Here is a 24,645-nt window from a genome sequence, read left to right as displayed (position 1 = left end):
AATGTTGCAATTACATAAGTCCAGGCCGCATACAACTCACCTGTTGTATACATAAAAAGTTACTTTTGTCCCTTCACCTAACACACTTTCTATATGAAGTCCCGATCCGAAATGCCGTTTTAAGCGTTGATCCGTGTTGATCAGACCAACTCCCGAACTGCGATCCGCTCTTCTCTCCAATATTCGCTGTAATTGAACCTCGTCCATCCCGACCCCGTCGTCTTCGACAGTAATCTTGGTATGCGAATCATAGACAGCAATCTGGATGATTAATTTGCCTCCACGGGTACGCTTCATAATGCCATGTCTTATCGCATTTTCAACCAAAGGCTGGATCGACAGGAATGGGACCATTAACCCCTCGCACTCATCAAGCTGCCAAATCACCTCTAGCCGTTCATCAAACCGAACCTTCTCAATATATAGATAAGAGCGCACTAGACTGAGCTCCTCCTCGATCGGAACAAGCCCATCCATATGATGAAAAGTGAACTTATGCCTCAAGAAGTGGCTGAACTGATCTAGCAGATCACGCATCTTATCCAGATTAACATCGCTTAAAGCGGCGATAGCGTTCAATGCATTAAATAGGAAGTGAGGCTGAATTTGCGCTTGCAGCCATGCAGCTTCTAAATGCAATTGCTCCTGTACACTTTGTTTTATCGTAACAAGCGCCTCAATCCGCGATCTGATCTCAATAGCTTCTACCGGCTTGGTCACATAATCATTGGCCCCTGCCAAGAAACCGTATTGAATGTCCATCGGTTGGCTTCTTGCCGTAAGGAGCAGAACAGGAAGCTCTGTAAGGGTAAAACGCTCGCGAATGATTCGTGTCAGCTCATAACCTGACATCTGCGGCATCATAATATCCGAGACGACCAGATCCCATTCCTTGGCATCCAGTACAGCGAGCGCTTCTTTGCCGCTTGTTACCATCGTCGCATCATACTCCTCGAACGGCAGAATGGCTTCAAGCACCTGTAGATTCACAGGATCATCATCCACGACGAGTATGATCGGGCGCTCGCGACTCATTTCAACGGAAGCTGTTGGGTTCGCTATCGCGGGAAGCTCCTCTTTCTCTAGACTGGCCGAGACTTGACGTAGTGCAGGCATATGTTCGGTTGCCAACTGCGCGAAAGAGTTAGGGATCGCATAGATTTCATTCTCTATCTCTGCTTCGTCAGATGCGAGCTGCAGCGAAAATGTAAATTTGGAACCTTGGCCGAGAGTAGACGATACATTGAGCCTACCTCCATGCAGCTCAACCAACTGCTTGCTGATACTCAAGCCTAATCCGAAACCGCCTTCAATCATCGTGTCGTTCGTGGCTGCTTGTTCATAGGGACGAAAGAGACGCTTAAGCATGTTCTCATCCATACCCATCCCGGTGTCGGCTATCTCAATATATGCTCTACCGTCCTGGACAGCTGCTTGAATCGAGACCGTTCCTTCATGGGTATATTTCACAGCATTATGTAGTAGATTGAAGACGATTTGCACGACCCGATTCTCATCCGCAATGACTGCGGGGAAATCTTCAGAAACTTGATTTACGAATTGAATGGATTTCACTTCCGCATTAAATTGCAGCATATCCATGACTCCAGTGATGACCGGTTGAAGGCGTATGGCCTTCTTCTGCAGACGCGGATTGCCTTCCCGCAAACTCATTACGTCAATTAAGTCATTTAATATCAAGCTAAGACGCCGTCCTACAGTTAGAACCGTTTCAAGCTCTTTGATGCTTCTCTCCTGCAACAGATGACGCTCCCTCTTTAATACTGATTGTGACATGTTCAAAATACTATGCAGCGGATTTTTAAATTCATGCGATGTATTCGCCAAAAATTGATCTTTATGGTCGTTCATTCTTTGCAATGTGGCAGCAAGCTCCTTGGTATTCGCATGCATCTTGAAATAGTCCTTAAACCATACGGAAGCAAGGCAACCCATTGCAATGATCAGATCGAATGGATAGTGAACATAGCTCATACCGCTATCCCGCCAGAATAACGACCATAGGACATGATGAAGCAGTGCCAGAATAGAAGACAACAGCAGCAGATTGCTCTTGATATCCTTGCTGACTAGCTTAAAGATAGCAGCCAATGCAACCCCTGCACCGGAAATCCCCAGCAGAAAATAAACGGGGAAGAGTATAATCACCTGTTGAGGGGCTAGAAACAACGTAACGACAGCCGTTCCTAAGATCAATACCTTATAAACAGGATATATCCTTCTCCAATATCGAAGTTTCTGATGGTTCGTACACTCCAACAAAGCATAGACACCGATCATTAATGAGACATTAGAGAACCGAAAGTCCCAGCCAGCGCCCATATAGAATAATTGATGGAACAGCTTCTCATCATTACTTAGCACATTCGAGAGAGTGATGCATAAGGTCAGCAATGAAAAGTAAAGCAGCCGCTTCTCTTTGTTCCCAAGCAAATACAACAGAATTGCGTAAATCGAGTGCATCAGAAAGATAATGACTGCTAGAAATTGCATTGAAATGGAAAGCTTCATCTCTCTAGTAATAGCTGATTCTGAACCGAATTTAATGGAGCGAATAATCCCGCTGCTTCGGCTATCCACATAGTTGGCCGCCTGAATTACCAGATCGATCTCGCCGTTCTCATCTGCTGCAAAAGTAGAGGAATAGGGGAGATTCTTAGCTGTATATTTATCCTTTGCCTCCCCAATCTGCCCTGATTTGGCTAGCAATCGACCATTGACGTATAACTCAGAGGCTGTGCGTACACTCGGTATACGAATACCATAGTTCATGTCCTTCGACGGATTCACATGAATGCGCAAACGATAAGAACCATAGCCATATGGAGTTGGCACCTCGGAATTCAGCGATTTATTCCAGCCTCCGGGGACATCGATAAATCTGAGGGGATTCCCGTTCGGTATGCGGAGCGACTTCCCATCCATCAACCATTGTGAAGGGTAGAACTCCCACTTTCCATCAAGTAATAGGATTTTACCGTCCTCTGCATCCCAATCACGTAAATCCAACTGACCATTCTGAATGGAGACGTGAGTCCGCTGAGGAGATACCTCCATCCACAAAATACGCAGACCGGACAAAGCTACTATAAATAGTATTAGTAATATAACAACATGGTTCTTCTTCATACCGTCATTTGGCGAAGCATCTGCCAAGGACCATTCCTCTCTTAATCATGATCTGTTATTACAACACGTTAGATTACCAGAAGCCTCCGTCTGAATGAATGATTTGTCCCGTAATCCACTCCGATTCCTCACTCGCTAGAAATACGATTAGCTTCGCAGCATCTCTAGGTTCACCGAGGCGGCCCATAGGGAATTTGGGCAATAAATGTTCCTTCAATTCAAGAGGCATCCATCCACTGTCCGTTGGTCCAGGATCTACAGCATTTACCGTAATTTTAAGCGGCGCTAGTTCAATAGCAACGGACTTAGTGAAGGTAGAGACAGCTCCCTTGGTCGCCACATAAGCCAAATTGCCAGGCTCAGGCGACTTGTCTTGACCTGATACCATATTAATAATTCGTCCCCCATGCTTCCCTTCGATTTGTCGCGCGAACTCTACCATTAGCAGACAAGTTCCTCTCACATTCATCGCATAATGGGCATCAAGAATATCCGCCGTGATGGAGCGAAAATCTACGTCCACCGAATGGGTTGCATTATTTACAAGAATGGAGGGTGAGCCTAATCTCTTGTGGACTTCATCAAGCAGGATCTTTGGAGCATCGGGGAGCGTCAGATCTATTTTCATCGATTCGCACCTTACTCCAAGCTCGCGGATCTCCTCCATCAGTTGCTGTGACCAATCCATATCATCTGCGATAAAATAATTCATTTGGCGATCATACTTTGACCAGTGCGTGAAGAATATATCTGCACCCTCTTGCGCTAATTCTCTACAAATAGCCGTACCAATACCATTTACCCGGCTAGCGCCAGTAACAATGGCGACTTTGTTCATTAATCTTTTTATGATCAGCATCCCCTTGTGGAAACGCCGAACAAAGTACTATGGGAGATGAATGTGCACCAACAAAAAAAAGCGAACACCATAGATTGGTATTCGCTCGGTGCGTTTATAGCACATGAATTCAGCGATCCTATAATGGTCTAATTAGAAATGGGCAATCGACCCCTTCAAAAAAGGAATCAACAAGGCCACTCAATTATTTAACCATTAAAGGGTACCTGCCATTATAATCCATGCTCCTCTCGTACATCTCCTGCTTCATATCGTATCACAATTACAAATTATAGTAAAACGTTAACTCGAATATAAAGAACAATAAGTATGCGAGAAGTCCCCTGCCAGTAGGTCCTCCTTGCGAATGAAAAATTGCAGTTCTCCAGCGTCCCACCAGCAGAACCCGACTTCTTGATCCGAGTCCAGAGCCAGGAGCAGAAGCGTATCGCAAACCTCCTGCTCTGCCTTGTTCACATCGCCTTTCAAGTGCTTAGTTATTTGCTTCATCGCATCCTGCACGGAATAATTATACTCTGCTCCCGTTAACATCTGCAGTGCCGCTTCATATTCACAATCCCCGTGCTGGGTTGCAGGATAACCAAACATGACGGCAAGATCATCTGAGTCCGTCTCAGTCAACTCGAAGCATAGATCTTCATATTGCTCATAATCATGCTCCTCGTCTTCCACCCGCTCGTAATCTACATAACCATAATTGGGGGGCTCAATGGTAAATCTGGCCTTTAACTTGTAACCCTTGAATTTCTCCTCAAGTGACGTCTCTTCAGGAGCCATCCGACGATAAGCTTCTTTCAGCTCCTCATCTCGCAAATACAGCACCTTATGTTCAATATTGTAGGCTGGCTCATCCACCCCCACAAAGAAATAAAGCATCCCTTCCTTTGGAAGCAGTGAAGACTCATCCTGAGCCGTTAATTCACTCAGACGAAGCTGAGCGAGGAATGTCATGGGGGTTCCGTCAGAATCCAGCGGCCATTCCAAACTCATGGGCAAATCCGGGTCACCGCCAATGCGGGAGGCACCTGATTCTCTATAATCCTCCAATTCCTTCTTGGACCATCGAATACCTTGGCGTACAGACTCCTGTAAATAACCTAGCGCATGTTCAAACTGGTGTTCACGGACCATTCGCTCCAGTCTGTTCTTGTTGTTCTCGCTCAACATCGCCTTCACCTTCCTTGTAGTTCGAATAAGTAATTTGGTTATGTAACCTGAAATGTTTAATCAAGCTTCATTGCTCGTGCTAATGAGGAAGGAATTTCTTCTTTATCAACGATCGCATCAATGACATATGGCTTGTTCAAAGCGAGTGCCTGTTGGAGTACCTGCTTAAAATCGTCAAGTGTGGAACACTTTGCACTATTTGCGCCCATTGAGGCAGCATAGGCGGCCACATCAAGGGGCTGCTTGAAGATTGTACCATCCGTTCGCCCGGTAAACTGCTGCATCCCTTTCAGAGCCATATCTAACTGTCCATTATTGATGACGATAAATATGACCGGCAACTGCTCAGCAACACAGGTATTGATCTCAGAGCCTAGCATAAATAAACAGCCGTCCCCTGTCAGACAGATGACGTTCCGTTCCCGGTCGGCGAACTTAGCGCCAATGGACATTCCGATCGCATTAGCCATCGAGGCGAAATAAGAATCGAAGAAAAACTTCACGCCAGGCTTGAGATCAAGCCAGCGAACAGCATGATAGCCATGAGCTCCATCATCGGCAAAGATCGTTGTATTCTCCGGAATAATATCACTAACGGCCTGACAGACTTCAGCAACAGACAGAAATTCCAAGACGGGAAGTGGATCATGATATGGTGTAGCCGTATGTAAAGGAACTGGTTCTTCATGGGGGTATAAACGTAGAATCTCCTCTAGATTAGTTCGTAAATCTCCTAGCACAGGCATATATTCTGCTGGAATGATGCCGCCCATAAATTCACGTGCTATATCAAACTGAATGATCTGCTGAGGATAATGAGAATGGTCGAGACCAGCCAGGGCCGTATCACTTAGCCGGGATCCCATCACCAAGATCAAGTCAACTCCTGATTCTAGCAAATCCATAGCTCTTCGATGTCCGCCTAGACCCAAAGGCCCATAATAAAGAGGATGTGATGAATGAATGCTTCCCTTGCCACCGGGGGTTGTTACGATTGGTAGATGAAACTTCTCGGCGAACCCGGCAAGCGCCTCTTGTGCACCCGAGAGTACTACTCCCTTGCCTGCAAGAATAACAGGCTTGCGAGCACTCTTCAGCTGATGAACAACGTCTGTCAGATTGGTAGCTATATAATCGATACCGCCGGACGGTAAATGAATAAGTGATTTACTTACAGGTGAGATCATAACATCAAAGGGAATGCACAGGTGCACAGGTCCTTTTCTATCGGTCAACGCCTCACGTAGAGCATAAGTCAGGATCGCGGGAAAAGTATCGGCCCTTGTCACCATCGTACTAAATAAAGTGACAGGCTTCATAATTTCCACCAAATCAATCCCAAATTGCGAAGAATCCTGACATTGCGGGATCCCCATTTCCGCTACCGACTGATGTCCGGTAATAAAAAGTACAGGCAGGCAGTTCATTTTCGCATGCGCTGCGGCTGTAACAAGATTAGTGCCTCCCGGTCCAGACGTTGCTACGACAACCCCCAAATTGTTATTCGTAAGAGCGTAGCCCCCGGCAGCGAATCCGGCTCCACTCTCGTGTCTTCCCAAGATAAATTCAATATCCTGGTTGCCAAACTCCAATACCAGAGGGGCAATCGATTTTCCTGGAATTCCAAAAGCATGTGAAATACCAAGGTTGACGAGGGTCTCAACTAAGATTTGTACAACATTTTTCACATTGAACACTCCTTTATGTTGTCACATGTCAAAGGTAAATGAATATTGAAATCCGTACCTACACCTAGTCTTGAATCGATGGTAATTTCTCCGTTGTGATTATTAATAATACGATAGGAAACAGATAACCCGAGGCCCGTTCCATTATCTTTCGTTGTAAAGAAAGGATTCTGAATTTTGGTCAGATTCTCTGGACTAATCCCGATGCCATTGTCAGAGACTGTGATTACTAGACTATTGCCCAGCTTCCTTGTCTTCAAAGTAACGATCTCCTTTGGTTCGGAAGCCTCAACGGCATTTTGCAAAATATTAATCAACACCTGCTTGATCTGAGCTGCGTCAGCAAGCAAAATCTCCTCAGAGGCGGTATAGTAGTCTCGAGCAAAGCGTACATCATGCAGAGCGGCATGCCCTTCCATAAATCGAAGCACGCTATCCAGAAAGGTATTGATTTCAATCGGTTTAATTATCGGAACAGATGGCTTGGACATCGTAACGAAATCGGAGACGAGGTTCTTAACACGCTCCAATTCTTCATGAACATAGCCCAGATACCGTGTAGTTACAGGGTCAAGTGGTCGTGAACGGGTAATTTGCACGAAGCCCATAATCGTAGTTAGCGGATTACGTATCTCGTGCGCCAGACCCGCTGCCAGCTTGCCAATCGCTGAGAGCTTCTCACTGACAATCACCTGCTGCTCTAAATAATAGCGTTCCGTGATATCGCGAAACTGAGCATATGCGCCTTCAATATTTCCCTTCTCAAAAATGGGAATGATATCCACGAGACAAATCGTGTGTACTCCTTTGTCATTGTAATGGATCTCAAAGTCCCGCTGAGGAAGGCCATTCGTAATCGCTTCACTAAAATAAGGTCCCAGCTCAGTGATATGGAGAGAAGACCGCCCTATCGCAATGAAATCCGGGATCATATTATGCGCGACCTTGTTATAATCAACAATAATTCCTTTACGATCCACCAAGAGGATTCCTGTATCCAGATTATTGACCATCAAGTGATGCAAATCTAATTGACGCTGATTCGTTCTTCTTAAGATCAACTCTCGCGCCATTGACTCAACCATGTTAACTAGCATTGCAAGGGGATAATTGCTAAATTCAACAACACTGGTCATAAGTGAGATTGTACCTTCCAACACTCCCTGTCCTCCATAACCGTCAGGGAAAGAAAACGGAACACTATGACAAGCAGAATTGTGTAAAGCAAGATGGAAATGATCCGTCCCTACTGTCTGGAAAGGAATCTTCTTGTCAAGGGCGATCAGAGTGGCGCAAATCCCCACTTCTCGCTCAATAAGCAAACTACCTTCTTTAATGTTTAACTGCGATAGATTTTCTTTCATGATCCGATCCCCGAAGGAATCAATAACGAGACCTTTGTCATCCGTAACGAGAAATAGTACCATCTGACCATTCAATAGCTTAATTGTGTTCTCTCCAAAAATCTCCGTAACCTCTAGGATGTCGGCATAAAGCCTCTGTTGCTGCTGTAAATGTTCTTCAGTCGCCATTGTTAATGGAGAAGGGACATCTGTTGGCTGCATGCCATTCTCAATACAACGCTGGCGGATCTCAGCAAGGAGATTGTTTGTCATATGATCGCCACCTCAGGTTAGCAAATTATACTACATTCTCTACTAGTTATTCTATATACTTTATCGGTACTTTAATAGGTTAACGGTATAGGTCTTGCCGCCTTCCTTAACGTCTCGTAGCTCGTCACCCCCAAGTACTCAAGGCCATCGCTCCTTGTATATTATTTGAACAGATCCTCGATGACACTAGGATTGAATTGGTTCACAATTTCATATTCGGGAGCTATATTTCTTCTGATTACTGGAACCGTTATAAATTCGCAGGTAATCTGGACTATCATAACGTATACCAAAGGTTGGACCGCTCCATGTATGAAACCAGATTTCATACTCATCCCCGTTATACCCCTTAGCAGAATCCTTCCGCAGCTTGATGCCGGATAAATGGTTCATGATAGATTCGATCGTTGCTTGATCGGTAATTTTCAGTTCACTTTATCTAGCAATCTACTATGTGATCATAGAATGCATCCATCAAATGAAAAAACATCCTCAAGGATAATTTCCATATCTTACGACATGAACACGATCTCTTGAAGATGTTCAGCTTAGTCCGTCAATAATATTTTAATTTTGTATCATCTACATTAATATTAATGGAATTCTTCATCCTAATCAACATATTGCCGAGCTCCTTACACAATTAGAGACATAAAACTTAAGGCTTCAATACAACCTTGATGCAATCTTCTTCGTGATCATTGAAAATCCGATAAGCATCGCTTGCTTGTTCCAATGGTAAACGATGTGTAATGATATTCGTTGGATCAAAACTTCCCTCTACGATTTTATTGTACAGCTCAGGCATGTAGTGTATGACTGGAGCTTGTCCCATCTTCAGGGTAATATTTCTCGCGAAAAAAGCACCAAGCGGGAATGCATTGTAATTCCCCCCGTATACTCCCGTGAATTGAACGGTTCCGCATTTCCGCACTGCCTTTGTAGCAATTTGGATTGGACCGAGTGTTCCGCCCTGCAGCTTCAGCTTCTGTTCGATATATTCCAGGGCAGACTTCTTGCCGTCCATGCCAACGCAATCGATTACAACATCGGCCCCGCCGTGAGTTATTTCCTTCAGATGCTCCCCCATATCGTCATGCTTCGTGAAATCAAATGTCTCCACATGATTGATTTGCTTTGCCCGCTCCATGCGATAGGTGAGATAATCGACGGCAATAACGCGTTTGGCTCCTTTCATCCAGGCGAAACGCTGAACCATAAGTCCGACTGGTCCACTTCCAAGTACAATGACCGTATCCCCAGGCTTTACTCCTGCATGATCGACGCTCCAATAAGCAGTAGGGAGCACGTCGGACAAGAACATGAGGGATTCATCCTCTAGCTCGCATGAGGGAGGAATCACGAACGGTGTAAAGTTGCCGAACGGAACACGTAAATATTGTGCTTGTCCGCCTGGATAGTCGCCGAATTTCTCCGAATATCCGAAATATCCTCCTGAATCGTAATGGGGGTTGCTATTATCGCACTGGCTTTCCAAATGACGCTTGCAATAACTGCAATGACCGCATGCGACATTGAAAGGAATGACGACTCGATCTCCCTTTTTGACCCGTGTGACTTCAGGCCCCACCTCTTCTACGATCCCCATCGGCTCATGACCGATAATATACCCTTTCGGCAGCGGGAAGTCCCCCTGGTAAAGATGCAAGTCTGATCCGCATATCGCTGTGCTCGTAATCCGGACGATAATGTCATCTTTATGTTCAAGCGCCGGATCGCTAACGTCTTTGACTTCTACTGACTTTACTCCTTGATATGTTACAGCCCTCATTGCTTGCACCTCGCGTCCTCGATCAGTTGACCGGATTATTCATGAAAACATCCATATTATGTATCGCGAGGAGGATGTTATGCGCTGAACTTGAATAATCCTGTCAGTAAATGAAAAAGCCGCTTTGCAGCGGCATGCTAGATCTCCTCTTCTATTCTCGGTTTATCCGGTGTACATTCCGGATCTTGCACCAAACCTAATTGAGCCAGCTTCATTAAGTAATAACACTCTTCCCTCATCATATGATCCGGCATAAGCGGTGAAATGCGATCCAATACTTCCGCCGATAGCTCCAAGTCCTCCAGCTCTTTCAAAAAGGCCCTGAACAAATTCATTTCCATATCAACATCCGTATGAAATCTCCGGAATGCTGGAAAATCCCGAAGTTCTGTTCTCATGTAACCCGCCATCTCAATACTTTTCAAATAAAACTGTTGAAAGTGCCCCTCAAAGGCCTGACTTCTGGCAATCAACCGCTTCTCGACAAAATCCAAATCACTGGATATGGCTGCAGCATGACCGGCCGCATCAGACAGCCATAGAAAATCATGATGCAGCGCATCGAATTGCGGTACCGGCTCCCCTTCAAGCAAGCTGTTTAGAATACGCAGATACTCCTCTAGCTCATTCACCATATGATTAATGAAGGTTGGCGTTAATGCAATCGTAATTTGCTTGACGAGTTGACGTTCCAGAATGTTCAGCTTGAATTGTCGTAGGTTAACGGTCAGACTGTAGGCTTGCTTATTTAGCGTTCCAAGCTGAGCATCCGACCCTACATCACGCGCTTGATTGAGAAGCTGGTCGAAGGCTTGAATGAACTGATGGGCGGTTTGTATATCTGCCGTTTCTTTCGGTGAGAGTGTGTTGAAAATAAATCTTGAGTGATCACCTAAAATTTGCAGCCAGAAGCGATGCTCGAAAAGTGCCGATTGGTCCAACATATAACCTCCTTTATTCGTTCTAAAGAAGGTTTATGAGGTAACCTTATAAATAATTACACTTAGAAAATCAAGCAGTGCTATTGCTGGACTGACTGCTTCCTCAACCATTCCAGGATTTTCTCTACGGATTCCATATATCTCTGTCCTACGAGTACACCGGTGTGCGTTGTGCCCCATAGTCCAAAATACTCCCCGCGAAGCAGCTCTGCGGTTATCTTCCCCTGGAGATCATCATTATCGCTAGATACGGCTTTGATCACCAGACAAGGGCAGGAGATTAATGAGCTGTCTATAGATATACCTTGTGATTCCGTTGTAAAAGAAAATGCATTGTATGCCTTAGCAGACTCCGTTCCTAGATACTTTCTTTGGAACTCAATATCATCTGCTGATTCATCTATGCTAGAATGTTCTTCGCGAACCGGGGCGGGTACGATGATGTCCGTAATCGTCTGGGCTAATTCCTCGTATGGTGCTGCTTCATGAACTTCTCTGCTTATGACCGAGTCGATTAGGACTAAACCAGTAATATCGACGGTCTCAGCCAGTTTTTGGCTCAATATCCCGCCCATGCTAAACCCGATAAGAATCGGCGCGATCTCGAACTCTTCCTCCATGATTTCTTTAATATCCTCTAAATAATCTTCAAAGGTTATCTTCGTCATATCCAGCTGTCTGCTCTTGTAGTGACTTCTCAGGTTCATACAATAACAGGTCCATCCCTCACGGATAAAATAAGGAATGTACTTGCTCCACATCCAGCTCCCTGTAAAGGCGCCGTGCACAAATAGCAAAGGGGGTCTGGATGCAACTACCTCTATGGAGCTCTCCCCCTTAAATACCTCCAGGTACAAATCGTTATCCCCCACGTACTTCGCCGTATGATCTGGTAATAATTTCGTATAGTCCTTCATGATGAATCCCTCCAAAGTAATTTAGTTTGACATCAAACCATTTACCGAAAAAAATTTAGAAATTGTTATAGATCTTTGATAATACTTGAAGCAAGTCTTCTTTTTCTTGATCAGAGATGTTGGAGTAGAATACGTCTAACATTTTGTGGGATATGGATTCAAAGATGTGCTCTAACTCTCCACCCTTGGGAGTTAATGCCACATGAACAACTCTCGCGTCCTCTTGGCTCCTTTCTTTTGTCACATATCCCAGTTGAACCAGCTTCTCAACAAGTGCTGTTACTGTAGACTTATCCTTATTAATCTTGTGGGAGATCTCGGCCATAGTCATTCTAGGCGTGGTGAAGAGCGCATAAATAATATCGCCATGTGACGTGCCTATGGTGTCAATCCCGTTCTTCTCCATCTCTGATACAATAAACCGATTGACCTTCTCTCTAATTTTGGAGATTAATGAAACGATGTCTCTTGTTTGCATAGCTATATTATAGTTTGATATCAAACCAATGTCAAAAGGAAATAAGCATCTGATGAAGATGCTGTTCTAGCTTACACCTGAAGCAGCCCCGTTCTCCACGTAGGATATAGCAGTTCCCAACCATATACGGTCCTCGCTGTAGCGTTCGATGCGCCGCGTTCCCATCCCTGTCTCCCTTTCTGATATTCCGGAGCAGGGGCTTGCAAGGCTTTCGCGTAGATCGGTAGCCAGTCGATTCCCGTTGCCGGCTCATCATCTACGATATTGATGGGACCGGGTGGCCAATTTAGAGCCAATAATGCCGCATGGGCCGCATCCTCGACATGAAGGAATGACATAACTCCATCGGTGGCTGGAAGCTGATGATTTAGTACCTGCTTCGCCATTTCACCATCAATGTCGTACCACGTCCCAGGGCCATAGAACATCCCGTAACGTAAAATCACATGATCCGGGATTTCAGCCACCGCCTGCTCCAAAGCAACAATGCCATCGATATTTGTCTTTCGTGGTAATGGTGCATCTATATCTAGTGGATCTTCTTCGCTAGCCGGCTGATCACCTGGTTCATATGCCCAGGCAATACTCTGTGCAATCATTCGCTTCACCCCTGCAGCCTTCGCAGCATCCACCAAATTACGAGTCCCCTCAATTCTAATTCTGGAATTTTCCTGGAAGTTCCGAGAACTTAATGAGGTGAGTTGATGAATAACGACATCCGGCCGGATGTCCATCATTGCGGAAAGCACGGCTTCCCGGTCAAAAATATCAAGTACAAGGGCTTCTGCGCCTAATATTTGAATAAGCTCTGTTCGTTCCTGATTCCGGGTCATTCCGATAACTTCATGTCCTGCTTCCACCAATTTGGGGAGCAGCAGGCGGCCGATCACTCCTGTTGCACCTGCTACGAGTATTTTCATATTACACCTCCCTATCTTCATTTTTAGAATTGGTCATTTTTATGATAACAAGCCAGCTTACCACCCATAAAATACCACTTCTAAGCAAAATTGAACATACCATTTTTAAATAAAGGAGGCTTCCTCTGAGATTTAATTTTATACATCAAGTGATCTGAAGTATTTACAGCTGATTCATTTTTGAGACCTGTTTCTGAACCAATCCATCGTTTCTGCAATCGCTAGCTCATGTGGCGTCGTATCCGTACCAAACACTTGTTCATATTTGCTCGTGTTAACAATGAAAGGTTTCTCAAAAAAATAGAGCGTTTCTTTAATCTCTCTCATGTTGGCGTTGAACAAGCCCATCAGAGATACAAAGAATTTAGGTGCGATGCGAAATTTAGGCCGTTTGCCTACCGTTTCATAGACCATATTGACGATTTGTCTCGTTGTTATTGTAGATGCGCCTGGAATATGCCATGCCTGACCTAACGCCTCTTGGCGCTCCCCAAGTGTAACCAAACCTTTAGCAAAATCGCGGATATAAAGATACGTATGAGGAATATCAATATTTCCTAGTACTTCTGCAGGTCTGCCATCTAACGCAGCTTGGAAGATTCGTTCACCTAACGAGGAATCCAGCACTCTAGGACCGTAAAAGTCAGCGCCGCGGCCTATTGTCGCCTGTATCTTCCCGCTATGATGCGCATCCAGCAGCGCATCAGCCATTTGAGCGCGAGTTCTTCCTTTGCGCCCGATCGCGTCATTCGGTAAATCTTCTGTTAGAACCTGGTACTTGCTTCCGTACATATATAGATTATCTCCATAAACGATTTTAGCCTTTTCCCTTGCGGCTGCATCAATGATGCCCTGCATGATTGGCGGGAACTTCTCCGGCCATTCTGTATAAGGAGCTTTAGCACAGTGATATATAACCGAAGCTCCCCTGCAAGCATGACTGATACTCTCCACATCGGCGGCATTCCCTTTGACGACCTGTACTCCTGAAGGTACGCTCGCCCGGCCGCTTCGGTTCACCATCCGTACACTTTTCCCCTTACGAAGAAGTTCCTCCATTACTGCTATTCCTAGTGGTCCTGTTCCGATCACAACCTGCAGCTCATCAATCCCTGTAGCCATATAAATCTCCTTCCCGAAATTGAGATCATAATTCTTATAAGGCAAATTATAATCCATAAGTTAACTTGAGTAAATATATTTATTGGAGTAAGTATATGTATTTTAGGGACTATTGGGCTGGTTCTCGACGAATACAAAAGTTAAAAAGCCAACACCGTATAACGGTATTGGCTTTTACATAAAGTCATCAAGTATGACACTAAACTCCGTAATGCTCTCATTATTAGTTTTCAAGCAATTGAAGATGCACTTCATAGAAGCCGATAATATCGGAAGAAGCGTATTGCTGAGCGGTCAGGAAAGAGCCATAAAAGATAGTAAACAGAATCTTCACTGCATCATCGACGGATATTCCCTGCTTGAGCTGCTGCAATTCCGCGGCTTCTGACATGCTGCGCTTAAAAAGATCATAAAGATTCGGTGCCTGACTCCCTATTTCTTCTTCATCGGGGAACAGGAGCCGGATTTCAGCTCTGCTAAAGTCCGGCAGAGAGGGATGCATCTTCATTTGGGCGAGGAAAGAAATCAGGCTTGGCATGATGCCGGTGATCGTCCCGGCTTGCTCTCCTACTTTGGAGAGCAGATACCTGATCGCATCGAAACCACGCTTATGCATGCTATCGATTTCGATAATCCGTTCAGTAAGCCATATTTGCATGAAATAGATAAGCACATCTTCCTTTTTTGGAAAAAACTTAAAGAAAGTAACGCGCGATAGCTCCGCTTTCTGACAAATGTCTTCTACCATGACTTCGTGAAACATCTTATCTTCCATTAAAGACAGACTGACTTCATAAAGCGCAATCTTAGCTCGCGCCTTTTTGATCTCCCTTAGAGAAATATCCGTATTGGTCATGCTCATCATCCTATTAATTTAGTTAACTTATATTAATAAATTAACTAATGATAATCAAGTTTGTCAATCATTCACGTTCCCGTACTTCCTTCTCTTTTAACCTGCTGATGCAACCAAATGCCGCTATAGCCAAGCCACCGCTCACTGCAGTCGACATGGAAAAAGCTCGAACATAATCCTCCAGGCTGGCTTCCGCAAAGGGGGAGCGCAGGACAGCCGAGAATAAAATGCTAATCAATGCTACCCCAAAAACGTTTGCCAAATACATCAAGGTTGTGAATAGCCCTGAACCAGTTCCGGCCAATGCCGGTGGCACCTGATGCAGGATCTTATTAGCCAGCGGTGTTGTCGCCATGCCCAGACCTAGCCCATATACCGATAGAATCATTATATTTTGCCAATGGAATAAATGAACAGCATCGATTCGCAAGGACCAGATCAGTATAAATAAGCTGGCTCCCATCGTAAGCATCCCCGTTTTTAATACCACAGCCCCCCATCTCTGCACTATCCGTGATGACAATAATGAGGTGGTGAAGAATCCAAGGCCCAGCGGCAAAAAGACAAGACTTGTCTCTGCAATACCGAAATGTAGTCCCGACTGTAAATAATAATTCAGGATGAAGAAAAAAGTAAACATGCTAAGATATACCACCAGCTCTGTAATGATTCCAACGCGGAATGACCCAATTTTAAAAATGGACAGCCCCACCAATGGTGTGCGCCCCGTCTCTTCTCTCTGTTTCTGCAAAAGCACAAATACCAATAGCAGCAAGATGGACACTATCAAACAGCCCCAGGTCCATAGCGGCCAGCCTTGCTTCTGCCCAATCGTTAGCGGATATATGAGCATCAGCAAGCCGGGTATAATCAGGACAATCCCGAACCAGTCAATATACTGGCTGGCCTGTCCGCGGGATTCAGGAACGATGTGCAGTCCCATCATCACTATCAGTCCAAACGGTACATTAAATAGAAATACGATTCGCCAACCAAGACCAAATAAATTCAAGTCCACCAATAAACCGCCCAGTATCAGTCCCAAAGTGAATCCGATACCGATAACTGCGCCGTAAATGGCGAAGACTAACCCTTTTTCACTGGGGAGAAAGCTGCTTTGCATGATGGACAAAACCTGCGGTTGAATCATCGCTGCCGACAGCCCTTGAACGATGCGAATCATAATGAGTAAAGTAGGGTCGGACACCAATCCGCCGAGCAAACACATACAAGTAAAGCCCATAACCCCAATCCATAGCATTCGTTTTCGGCCATACATATCTCCCAGCTTCCCACCCAGGATCAAGGCAATGGCCAGCCCTAACGAATATCCTGAGAATATAAGCTGTGCTTCAGCGAAGCTGGCATGAACGCTCGCTTGCATGCTTGGAAGCGCCACCTGCATCATATAATTGTTCAGCGAAATCAGAAGCGTTGGCAGCAAAATCAGTATTAAGGCGAACCAACGGCGCGGATTGGCCTGGGGTATCGCTTCAACTTCACTCGCAAGGGCAGCAGTCAGATTATTCAAAGTCATTTATTGCAACTCCCTTCCCTATAGTGAACTGGATGATCAATTGATAACCATTATCAGCGATAATAAAATGGCGTTCTACCTGCAAAGGTATTTTCTTTCCCTGTAAAAGGAGAGAACACAAATAAGGGACTCCGAACATGCTGATCATGTCCGAAATCCCTCTTATAACATCTCATCTATTCTTTTACTATAATTAATGAGAGAACCTCTTGAGATATTCGCTTGGATTGTATCCATAAATTTTACGGAAAGCTGTCGTGAAATTGCTGACATTACTATAGCCCACTGCTACCGCCGCTTCCCCTATATTCATCTGCTGTACTTCCATATAATACAGGGCCTTCTCCATTCTCTGCTTCCGAACTAGCTCGAATACGGTCATGCCAAAACGTTCCCGGAAGCCCTTCTTCAACTTGAATTCATTAAGCCCAACTCTACGCGACAGCTCCTGTAGCGATAACGGCTGTTCGAAATTGCAGATCACTAGTTGCCTGGCTTGATCCAGTTTCAGTAGATCATCACGTGTCAGAAAGCGGCTATGGCTCTCCATTTCATAACCTTCCACTTCCCCAAACAAAGCGATCAGCTCCATCGCTTTACTCTCCATATACAATCGTTTCAGCGCACCATCATAAGAACAGTTCATCATATCCAACACACATCGATGAATCTCCGGTGTATTCTGGTAGGGATTAATATGTCCCTTATGGCGTGACAGCCAAGTCTCCATTCTATGCTTTTCGCTCGGATCAGCTGCATAATGGAACAGCGCCTGCGGGGACAAGCGGACTTCCAACATTTGATGACGGACATCCGCCTTCTTCTCTTCATAGACCAATTCATCCTCGAAAAATAGCACATTGCCCGTCCAATGACGAGTATGGCTTTCTTTGCCATCCCATTCACAATAAATGTCTCCGCTAAGACAATAGCTAAGCTCAAACAGCGGGCAGGCTTCCTGAATGCGAAGCTTGATATCCTGTGCATAGGTCAGGTCGGTTACAACAATTTCCATACCGGGACGGATCAGCGTTCTCAAAATGCTTCCCTCTCCAACCTGCGAAGGAATCGTGATATGCTGTTCCCATGACCGCTGCCGGGTTTGTCCTTGGATTAGATCCGTGAATTGATCAAAGAGGCTGTGCACCTCGCTGTTTAGTATATTAAGGGTCAATTTGGCCACCTACTAGCTTCGTTGATTTCATTTCTTCATTCAAAATATTTTGCTCATACTGAATATGATATAATTCTGCAAACAGCAGTCAATATTTTACGCAGATACTATGTATATAGCATAGAGAGAATTAAAGCACAAAAAATAGAACAAATATCCCATACTTGACCGGGAGGAAAATCCGATGACATTGCAGCAACTTAAGTACTTTATCGAAATCGTGAACTGTGGATCGATCAATAAGGCGGCGGAGAGCCTTTTTATATCACAACCATCCTTGTCCAACGCTGTGAAGGACTTGGAAGCCGAAGTCGGTGTCGAACTTTTTACCCGAACCCCGAAAGGCATTACACTGACGATGGACGGCGTGGAGTTTCTTGGTTATGCCCGGCAAGTCGTCGAGCAAGCAAGCCTGCTTGAACAGCGCTACTTGAGTAAGAAACCGTCGCGCCGATTATGTTCGATCTCGACCCAACACTATGCCTTTGCTGTTAACGCGTTCGTGAATATGGTCAAGAAGACCAATACTGACGAATATGAATTTACATTACGTGAGACACGAACCCATGAAATTATCGAGGATGTAAAGACTTTGCGGAGTGAGCTTGGCATTCTGTATATGAACCCGTTTAATCGAAGGGTACTCGAAAAGCTGTTACGCGAGAACGGATTGACCTTCCATCCACTGTTTACCGCCAAGCCGCATATTTTCGTTAGTACGTCGAACCCTCTTGCCCAGCAAGAGTATGTCACGCCTGAGGATTTAGAAGAGTATCCCTGCCTCTCTTTTGATCAGGGTGAGAACAACTCGTTCTATTTTTCGGAGGAAATCCTCAGCACGGCATATAGCAAGAAAACCATCCGTGTTAGCGACAGGGCAACCATTTTCAACCTGATGATCGGTCTCAACGGCTACACGATTTCAACGGGAATTGTCAGCGCGGATTTGAATGGGGATGACATTACGGCTGTGCCGCTTCGTGTCGACGATTCTATAGTTGTTGGCTGGATTGCTCACAATTCCATACAACTCACTAAGCAGGCCATGATGTACCTGGAAGAATTAAAACAAGTAGTATCCGAGTACGATGTTCTTATGGGCGGTTAGGTATAGCCAATAGCTATAACGGAACATAGAATAATGGCGTTACCCTATACGACCCTTCTTATATTAGATTGTTTATATCAAACATTTGGTATCAATCATTTAGGAGGGCTTCACAATGAGCAAGAAATTTCAAACCGTCGGCAGTCTACTACGTCCCGAAAATCTACTAAGCTACAAACACCAAATCGAACATCGCGACGATATTACTTATCCATTTTATGCTGATTTTTTAGGATATGAAGAATGTGAATATGAAGCAACGAAACATGTAATAGATAAGGAAATTCAGCATGGGCTTGAGATCATTACGGACGGCGAGTTCTCGAAGTCTATGTGGCACCTGGACTTTGTATGGGGATTAGCAGGTATCAGCCGCTATATTGCTGAGCACGGCTACTTCTTCCGTGACCTCGACGAGACGCAAAAATATGAAACACGCCGTGACATTGGTCTACGCATTACAGAACCTCTTAGCAGTAAGAACCATCATTTTATTGAAATTTTCAAAAGACAAGCAGAAATTGCAGGTGACAGAGAAACAAAGCTATGCATTCCATCACCATCGCATATCTTCGGAGAGCTCTCGTGGTCGGACAACATCGGCGGCAAAGATTCCGTCTATGCCACACCGCAGGAATTAAAAGCGGGTCTTATTCAAGCGTACAAAGAATTCGTTCAGGAATACGCCGCAGCGGGGGGTAAAATTCTGCAATTCGATGATTGCCTTTGGGAGATTTTTGCGGATGACAACCCCAACTCTCCGTACACGGGCCAAAATATTGATCAAGAAACCGTGCAGGCATTGGCGACGGAATTTATCGACATCAACAACACTGTAATTGACTATGGTCACAGCCTTGGGCTGAAAATGTGGACACACAACTGCCGTGGCAACTACGATTCTCGAAATATGGGCGGCGGCTCGTACAGCAAAATTGCCGATTTGTTCTTGAAGCAACTGAAATACGACCGCTTCTTCCTGGAGTGGGATGACGACCGAGCTGGTTCACTTGACGCACTTGCAGTGTTCAAGGATAAGCCTGATACTGAAATCGTACTTGGTCTGCTATCGAGCAAAACAAATACCCTTGACGACGAATCTCGTGTACTCCAATTGCTTGACGAAGCGTCCAAGATTATCCCGAAAGAACGCTTGCTCCTCTCGCACCAGTGCGGCTTTGCCTCCTGTGACGGCGGCAATGAACTGACTGAAGATGAGCAATGGGCGAAGATTGACCAAGGGCAAAGAATCGCTCAGCAATATTGGGGCGAGTAATTGCCAAATGGCATATAAAATGACTCCTGTACCGGACTAGACAGGAGTCATTTTTTTAGCTAATTAATTGATTAACGTGTTTTCTTGTATTTCACCGTACGTTCATCTTCAATGACGCCGCCCCAGTTCATACCATAGCCGAAATCATAAACATGACCTTCCGAATCAACATAGCATTCCATATCGTGTGGAACGTCCTCAAATTGTTCCTCAACCGTCTTCATGTTAGCCGGCATTTGGAATGGGAGCAGACCGGATGGCTCAAAGGAGCCCATCAGCACTTCCATAATAGCCCGTACGTTCACACCGAAATTAGTGAGGATTACATCAGCAGCAGACTCAAATTCAGCAACGATGGTCGGATTCGATTGTAGCAAGGATACGATAATTGGTTTACCCTTCATCTTTTCCCTCGTATCGAGAACAGCTTCCAGATCATGTGAATTACGTGTCCTCACGGTTTTGCCCTTATATGTGCGATTCAGCACATCATTGTCTCGTCGATCCCCTGCAATACTGCATTCACGAGCAAATTCTGCGGTATACGGACGGTATTGAAGACTAATCGGTACATAGCCATTGCCTCCTTGATCCGCATCTTCTTGGCTATACCCAACACCAGAATCCGGATTCTCAATGAACACAAGTCCGAAATCTGCTTCTTCCGAGTTCTCAGTGAAATCGAAATACTCAGCTATGATACTAAGATCAACTGGGTACTCCAACTTCTCTGGTGTTGGCATGCCGACCCAGTTCATACCCGCAGGTAGCAACCGCTGTGGAATATAGACTTTCTTGCGCCCTTGGATCGGAAGTACCTTCCCCTTATTCTTCAGAAGAACCATCGATTTCAGTTGTGCCTCATAGCCTGCTTCCATGAACTCAGGACAGCCGACGACCTTGCTGCTCTCCCCATGCTTCAGATAAGGATTCTCGAATAAACCTGGACGGAAGATGTTCAGCAGCAGCCGAACTGCGGATTGCTCGAAACGAGTTCTCATGAACTCCTCTCCGTGTTCCGCCACGCCCATTTGATAGGCTTCCAATACAGGCCCCGCATCATTATTGCCGCCAAATTGGTCTACACCTGCCATTAACAGCTTATAATGCCGTTCTGCTACGGAGAGATGCTCTACCCCCCATGATTTCCCGCTAAATACCGTATCTTTACGATCGGATTCATCGGCAGTAATGCTCCAGTCCGTACATACAACACCATCATAACCGTATTGCTCTCGGAGCAGATCCGTAATCAAATAGCGGTTAAAAGAATTGCCGACATTCTCTCCATTTTTCTGATCCTGCTCATATGAGATCGTGTAGTATGGCATTACCGCCGCAGCTCGTCCAGTCTTGCCCTCCAACTGGAAGGCCCCTTCAGTGAACGGTATCAGATGTTCATCAAAATTATTGCCTGGATATACGGCATATTTGCCGCAGCCGAAATGCGCATCTCTACCGCCTTCACCCGAACCGCCGCCAGGCCAATGCTTCACCATAGCATTTACACTATCTGAACCCCAGCCCTCTGACGTTTCATCATCAGATGTCTGGAAACCGTCTACATAGGAACGGGCCATATCAGCGGACAACTTGGAGTCTTCACCGAATGTTCCGTTGAAGCGATGCCAGCGTGGATCGGTGGCGATGTCAATCTGCGGTGATAGCGCTGTTAGTATACCGAGGGCACGATATTCCTTCGAAGCAATCTCAGCAAATTTGCGAGTTACCTCTGGATCAAAGGTAGCCGCGAGTCCTAGCGTTTCCGGCCAGAATGACACTCGGGACGTTGAGGCTGCACCTGCATTGAACTCGGAACTCGCATCAAAGCCGTGACGAGGGTCTGAACTGTTGTTCACCGGAATCCCTAGGCCACTTCCTTCAGCTACAGCCTGGAGACGATTGTTCCAACGTGCCGCCATCTCAGCATTATCAACCGTCATAATCAGCACATGACGAAGATGAGCCTGCTTCAGGAAGGCAATCTGTTCATCCGTTAAATCCCATGGCTTGGCACCACTCTCTTCATAAGATTTACCAGCGTATGTTCCCCCGAACCAGCCGCCGTTTCTTGCCGGAATATTCTGGTGTGAGCTATATAGCATTAATCCTGCGATTTCTTCAATAGAAAGTCTGGAAGCAAGGTCTTTGGCGCGCTCCTCAGCTGGCAATCTCCAGTCTTCATATGGCTTCAGGATTCCGTCTTTACTTAAGTTCTTAAAATGCAAGCCATCCTTCTCGATAATGCGAACTCCTGAGTCAGTTGAATAGCCTAATGTTGGACCGTTAACATTCTGTACATATTGAATCGTTGGTTCATAGTGTAGAGCAGTATCATGGTTCGACATATAAAAAATCATACCTTTCATCTATATGAATATCCTGTTGCTTTCAACTTAGATATAGCAATTGCATAGTTACTTCTCTGTTTTCGTTCCATCTGTTCTATTTGTTCCGAACGGCTCTCCTATTTCAGGAAGTGGCTTCGTGGCAAGAATACTCATGAGGAGACACACTGCCAAGGTGACATAGAAGAATCCCCATCCTCCAAGACCAAGCAGCAAGGGCGCTATGGCCGGAACAATCGATTGTGGAAGTGCATTAGCTACATTCATGAGTCCAAAATCTTTAGCTGCGTCTTCCTTCCGCGGTAAAATACGAGCCACTAAAGCTGTATCCACTGCCGAGAAGCAGCCCGCACCAAGGCCAATAAAAATAATGGCGATAATGAACGCCGTGAAATCCTGCATAAACGCGAATACTAAAGTACCGATCACCATTATCAAGGCAGACCCGTAAAGGAACGGCTTCTGCTTCTTAACCTTGTCAGACAACATCCCGCCAAATATACTCGTGAGAGACATAGCCGCGAGCATAATCATTTGCAGCGTTGCAACCCCCGAAGTTGCTTGAGTCTCAGAATAACCCATGCGATTCACAAGCATTACAGCTAAGTAAGTACTGCTGCCAAATCCCAACATCAGCAAAAATTTAGAAATAATAGCCCAAGTGAATTCTGGGTATTTCTTCGGACTTGGGTATAGGTTGGCGAGCTTTTTAGAAAACGATATGTTGACGGGTCTTGCTATAGTGACTTCAGCTTTACCATCTTTTATTAGGAAAGTGCTGATGACCGGTCCAAGAATACCGATGGTCGCAAGCGTAATCCATTTCACCATAGATGATGCGTCCGTCATTACCGTCATCAGTGCCATACCGATTACAATCGCAAGTGGTGAGACAAGACCGAGGATACCCGAAATGGTTCCTTGCTTCTCAACGGGTACTTGATCAGGAATAAGCGCCGTATACGCTGCCATACCGACATTAAAGAAAAATTGTGCGATAGACCAGGCAATCATAACTTGCCAGACCTCAGTCGCCATACCAAGCCACAATAGACTTGCACAGCCCACGATCGGTCCAATAATGAACCATGTGCGTCTGCGGCCAAAAGGGTTATTCGTCCGATCACTGATCGCTCCCCCGATCGGATTACCGATCAGAGCGAAAAAAGCGCCGATTCCGGCTACAAGTCCAAAAGTAGATGTGTAATTCTTAGGACTGATCTCGATCATTTTAAATGTTAACAACAGAATGGCCGGGGTTATGAGAGCAATCATCATGCACGAATATCCAAGCATTATACCGAATGTTAATCGTCTGAACGGTGTTACTCTCTGTCCGCTATTTATTGAACCGTCCATTTTCTAAGCCTCCCAATTAATAAGTGAACGTTTTCATTACATGGAATACAAGCACTTCAAGCTTTAGTTGATGAAGAATTGTATCATCTGCTTCCTTACTCTCTATCTATTACGCCATGACCTCCTTAGATGAATTAGTCAGATAAATATAAGGATTAGAAACTTCTACAGTTTTCACAGCTTGTACCGCCCGGTGTCCAACTGCCATTCTGGTCGGCTCGCTGCCCCTTAAATCTTCATCTGGTGAAATTGTAACGCATTCAAGAATGAATTTATGGTATAATCACAGCCTTACTAGTATAATTTTAATAGATTGTAAAGATGAAATGAGGCATAT

Annotated in this window: 18 protein-coding genes; 2 read left to right on the top strand and 16 right to left on the bottom strand. The window is 45.2% G+C overall.

The genetic code is table 11. The features are described 5' to 3' along the window. Positions 1–36: 36 nt before the first annotated feature. From ABD014_RS05020 to ABD014_RS04955, 14 genes are all read right to left on the bottom strand, one after another. Positions 37–3,150: a hybrid sensor histidine kinase/response regulator gene (locus ABD014_RS05020; protein WP_343858355.1), complete on the bottom strand. Its 3,114-nt coding sequence runs from the start codon at positions 3,148–3,150 to the stop codon at positions 37–39. A 73-nt stretch (positions 3,151–3,223) separates the two neighbouring features. Next, the gene (locus ABD014_RS05015) at positions 3,224–4,000 is read right to left on the bottom strand and encodes an SDR family oxidoreductase (RefSeq protein WP_343858353.1); all 777 of its coding nucleotides are present in this window, start codon (positions 3,998–4,000) and stop codon (positions 3,224–3,226) included. 291 nt (positions 4,001–4,291) lie between these two features. Then, entirely contained in the window at positions 4,292–5,176 is an 885-nt protein-coding gene (locus ABD014_RS05010) for a YwqG family protein (protein WP_343858214.1), read from the bottom strand. Positions 5,177–5,232: 56 nt separating this feature from the next. After that, on the bottom strand, positions 5,233–6,864 hold the full coding sequence (locus ABD014_RS05005) for a thiamine pyrophosphate-binding protein (protein ID WP_343858210.1): 1,632 nt from the start codon (positions 6,862–6,864) through the stop codon (positions 5,233–5,235). Next, positions 6,861–8,480: an ATP-binding protein gene (locus tag ABD014_RS05000; protein ID WP_343858208.1), complete on the bottom strand. Its 1,620-nt coding sequence runs from the start codon at positions 8,478–8,480 to the stop codon at positions 6,861–6,863. The genes ABD014_RS05005 and ABD014_RS05000 overlap by 4 nt, the downstream gene beginning before the upstream one ends. A 658-nt stretch (positions 8,481–9,138) precedes the next feature. Then, a complete protein-coding gene (locus ABD014_RS04995; RefSeq protein ID WP_343858206.1) occupies positions 9,139–10,272 on the bottom strand; it encodes a zinc-dependent alcohol dehydrogenase in 1,134 nt (377 codons plus the stop codon). 137 nt (positions 10,273–10,409) lie between these two features. Next, a complete protein-coding gene (locus ABD014_RS04990; RefSeq protein WP_343858204.1) occupies positions 10,410–11,216 on the bottom strand; it encodes a DUF2935 domain-containing protein in 807 nt (268 codons plus the stop codon). A gap of 77 nt (positions 11,217–11,293) precedes the next feature. Continuing rightward, positions 11,294–12,130, bottom strand: a complete 837-nt coding sequence (locus tag ABD014_RS04985) for an alpha/beta fold hydrolase (protein ID WP_343858202.1) — start codon at positions 12,128–12,130, stop codon at positions 11,294–11,296. Between the two features lie 55 nt (positions 12,131–12,185). Beyond that, positions 12,186–12,608, bottom strand: coding sequence for a MarR family winged helix-turn-helix transcriptional regulator (locus ABD014_RS04980; RefSeq protein ID WP_343858200.1), 423 nt, complete (start codon positions 12,606–12,608; stop codon positions 12,186–12,188). A gap of 71 nt (positions 12,609–12,679) precedes the next feature. Further along, the gene (locus ABD014_RS04975) at positions 12,680–13,528 is read right to left on the bottom strand and encodes an NAD-dependent epimerase/dehydratase family protein (RefSeq protein WP_343858197.1); all 849 of its coding nucleotides are present in this window, start codon (positions 13,526–13,528) and stop codon (positions 12,680–12,682) included. Positions 13,529–13,702: 174 nt separating this feature from the next. After that, complete coding sequence (locus ABD014_RS04970; protein ID WP_343858195.1) at positions 13,703–14,650, bottom strand: SDR family oxidoreductase; 948 nt, start codon at positions 14,648–14,650, stop codon at positions 13,703–13,705. Positions 14,651–14,873: 223 nt separating this feature from the next. Beyond that, positions 14,874–15,506: a TetR/AcrR family transcriptional regulator gene (locus tag ABD014_RS04965; protein WP_343858193.1), complete on the bottom strand. Its 633-nt coding sequence runs from the start codon at positions 15,504–15,506 to the stop codon at positions 14,874–14,876. Positions 15,507–15,573: 67 nt separating this feature from the next. Then, positions 15,574–17,043 (bottom strand): MFS transporter, encoded by a 1,470-nt coding sequence (locus ABD014_RS04960; RefSeq protein ID WP_343858191.1) that lies wholly within the window; start codon positions 17,041–17,043, stop codon positions 15,574–15,576. Positions 17,044–17,236: 193 nt separating this feature from the next. Then, entirely contained in the window at positions 17,237–18,217 is a 981-nt protein-coding gene (locus ABD014_RS04955; protein WP_343858189.1) for a helix-turn-helix transcriptional regulator, read from the bottom strand. Between the two features lie 184 nt (positions 18,218–18,401). On the opposite strand from ABD014_RS04955, the gene ABD014_RS04950 reads away from it, so the two are divergent. After that, positions 18,402–19,325 (top strand): LysR family transcriptional regulator, encoded by a 924-nt coding sequence (locus ABD014_RS04950; RefSeq protein WP_343858187.1) that lies wholly within the window; start codon positions 18,402–18,404, stop codon positions 19,323–19,325. 115 nt (positions 19,326–19,440) lie between these two features. Further along, positions 19,441–20,601 carry a cobalamin-independent methionine synthase II family protein gene (locus ABD014_RS04945; RefSeq protein WP_343858184.1) on the top strand — a complete coding sequence of 387 codons (1,161 nt, stop codon included), beginning with the start codon at positions 19,441–19,443 and terminating at the stop codon, positions 20,599–20,601. Positions 20,602–20,672: 71 nt separating this feature from the next. Here the strand turns inward: ABD014_RS04945 and ABD014_RS04940 are convergent, their stop codons facing one another. Together ABD014_RS04940 and ABD014_RS04935 are read right to left on the bottom strand one after the other, a co-directional pair. Continuing rightward, a complete protein-coding gene (locus ABD014_RS04940; RefSeq protein WP_343858351.1) occupies positions 20,673–22,949 on the bottom strand; it encodes a glycoside hydrolase family 3 protein in 2,277 nt (758 codons plus the stop codon). 69 nt (positions 22,950–23,018) lie between these two features. After that, positions 23,019–24,308: an MFS transporter gene (locus ABD014_RS04935; protein ID WP_343858182.1), complete on the bottom strand. Its 1,290-nt coding sequence runs from the start codon at positions 24,306–24,308 to the stop codon at positions 23,019–23,021. Positions 24,309–24,645 lie beyond the last annotated feature (337 nt).

Source organism: Paenibacillus motobuensis, assembly GCF_039521865.1.
Taxonomy (GTDB): domain Bacteria; phylum Bacillota; class Bacilli; order Paenibacillales; family Paenibacillaceae; genus Fontibacillus; species Fontibacillus motobuensis.
The sequence above is the reverse complement of the archived record's forward strand: the minus strand, read 5'-3'. Positions and strand labels throughout refer to the sequence as shown.

Coding starts and splice junctions, on each gene's coding strand:
- ABD014_RS04985 (WP_343858202.1), bottom strand. CDS start 12,130: ATGAAGGACTATACGAAATTATTACCAGATCATACGGCGAAGTACGTG.
- ABD014_RS04990 (WP_343858204.1), bottom strand. CDS start 11,216: ATGTTGGACCAATCGGCACTTTTCGAGCATCGCTTCTGGCTGCAAATT.
- ABD014_RS04970 (WP_343858195.1), bottom strand. CDS start 14,650: ATGGCTACAGGGATTGATGAGCTGCAGGTTGTGATCGGAACAGGACCA.
- ABD014_RS04995 (WP_343858206.1), bottom strand. CDS start 10,272: ATGAGGGCTGTAACATATCAAGGAGTAAAGTCAGTAGAAGTCAAAGAC.
- ABD014_RS05000 (WP_343858208.1), bottom strand. CDS start 8,480: ATGACAAACAATCTCCTTGCTGAGATCCGCCAGCGTTGTATTGAGAAT.
- ABD014_RS04935 (WP_343858182.1), bottom strand. CDS start 24,308: ATGGACGGTTCAATAAATAGCGGACAGAGAGTAACACCGTTCAGACGA.
- ABD014_RS04960 (WP_343858191.1), bottom strand. CDS start 17,043: ATGACTTTGAATAATCTGACTGCTGCCCTTGCGAGTGAAGTTGAAGCG.
- ABD014_RS04965 (WP_343858193.1), bottom strand. CDS start 15,506: ATGACCAATACGGATATTTCTCTAAGGGAGATCAAAAAGGCGCGAGCT.
- ABD014_RS05020 (WP_343858355.1), bottom strand. CDS start 3,150: ATGAAGAAGAACCATGTTGTTATATTACTAATACTATTTATAGTAGCT.
- ABD014_RS04975 (WP_343858197.1), bottom strand. CDS start 13,528: ATGAAAATACTCGTAGCAGGTGCAACAGGAGTGATCGGCCGCCTGCTG.
- ABD014_RS04950 (WP_343858187.1), top strand. CDS start 18,402: ATGACATTGCAGCAACTTAAGTACTTTATCGAAATCGTGAACTGTGGA.
- ABD014_RS05010 (WP_343858214.1), bottom strand. CDS start 5,176: ATGTTGAGCGAGAACAACAAGAACAGACTGGAGCGAATGGTCCGTGAA.
- ABD014_RS04945 (WP_343858184.1), top strand. CDS start 19,441: ATGAGCAAGAAATTTCAAACCGTCGGCAGTCTACTACGTCCCGAAAAT.
- ABD014_RS04940 (WP_343858351.1), bottom strand. CDS start 22,949: ATGTCGAACCATGATACTGCTCTACACTATGAACCAACGATTCAATAT.
- ABD014_RS04980 (WP_343858200.1), bottom strand. CDS start 12,608: ATGCAAACAAGAGACATCGTTTCATTAATCTCCAAAATTAGAGAGAAG.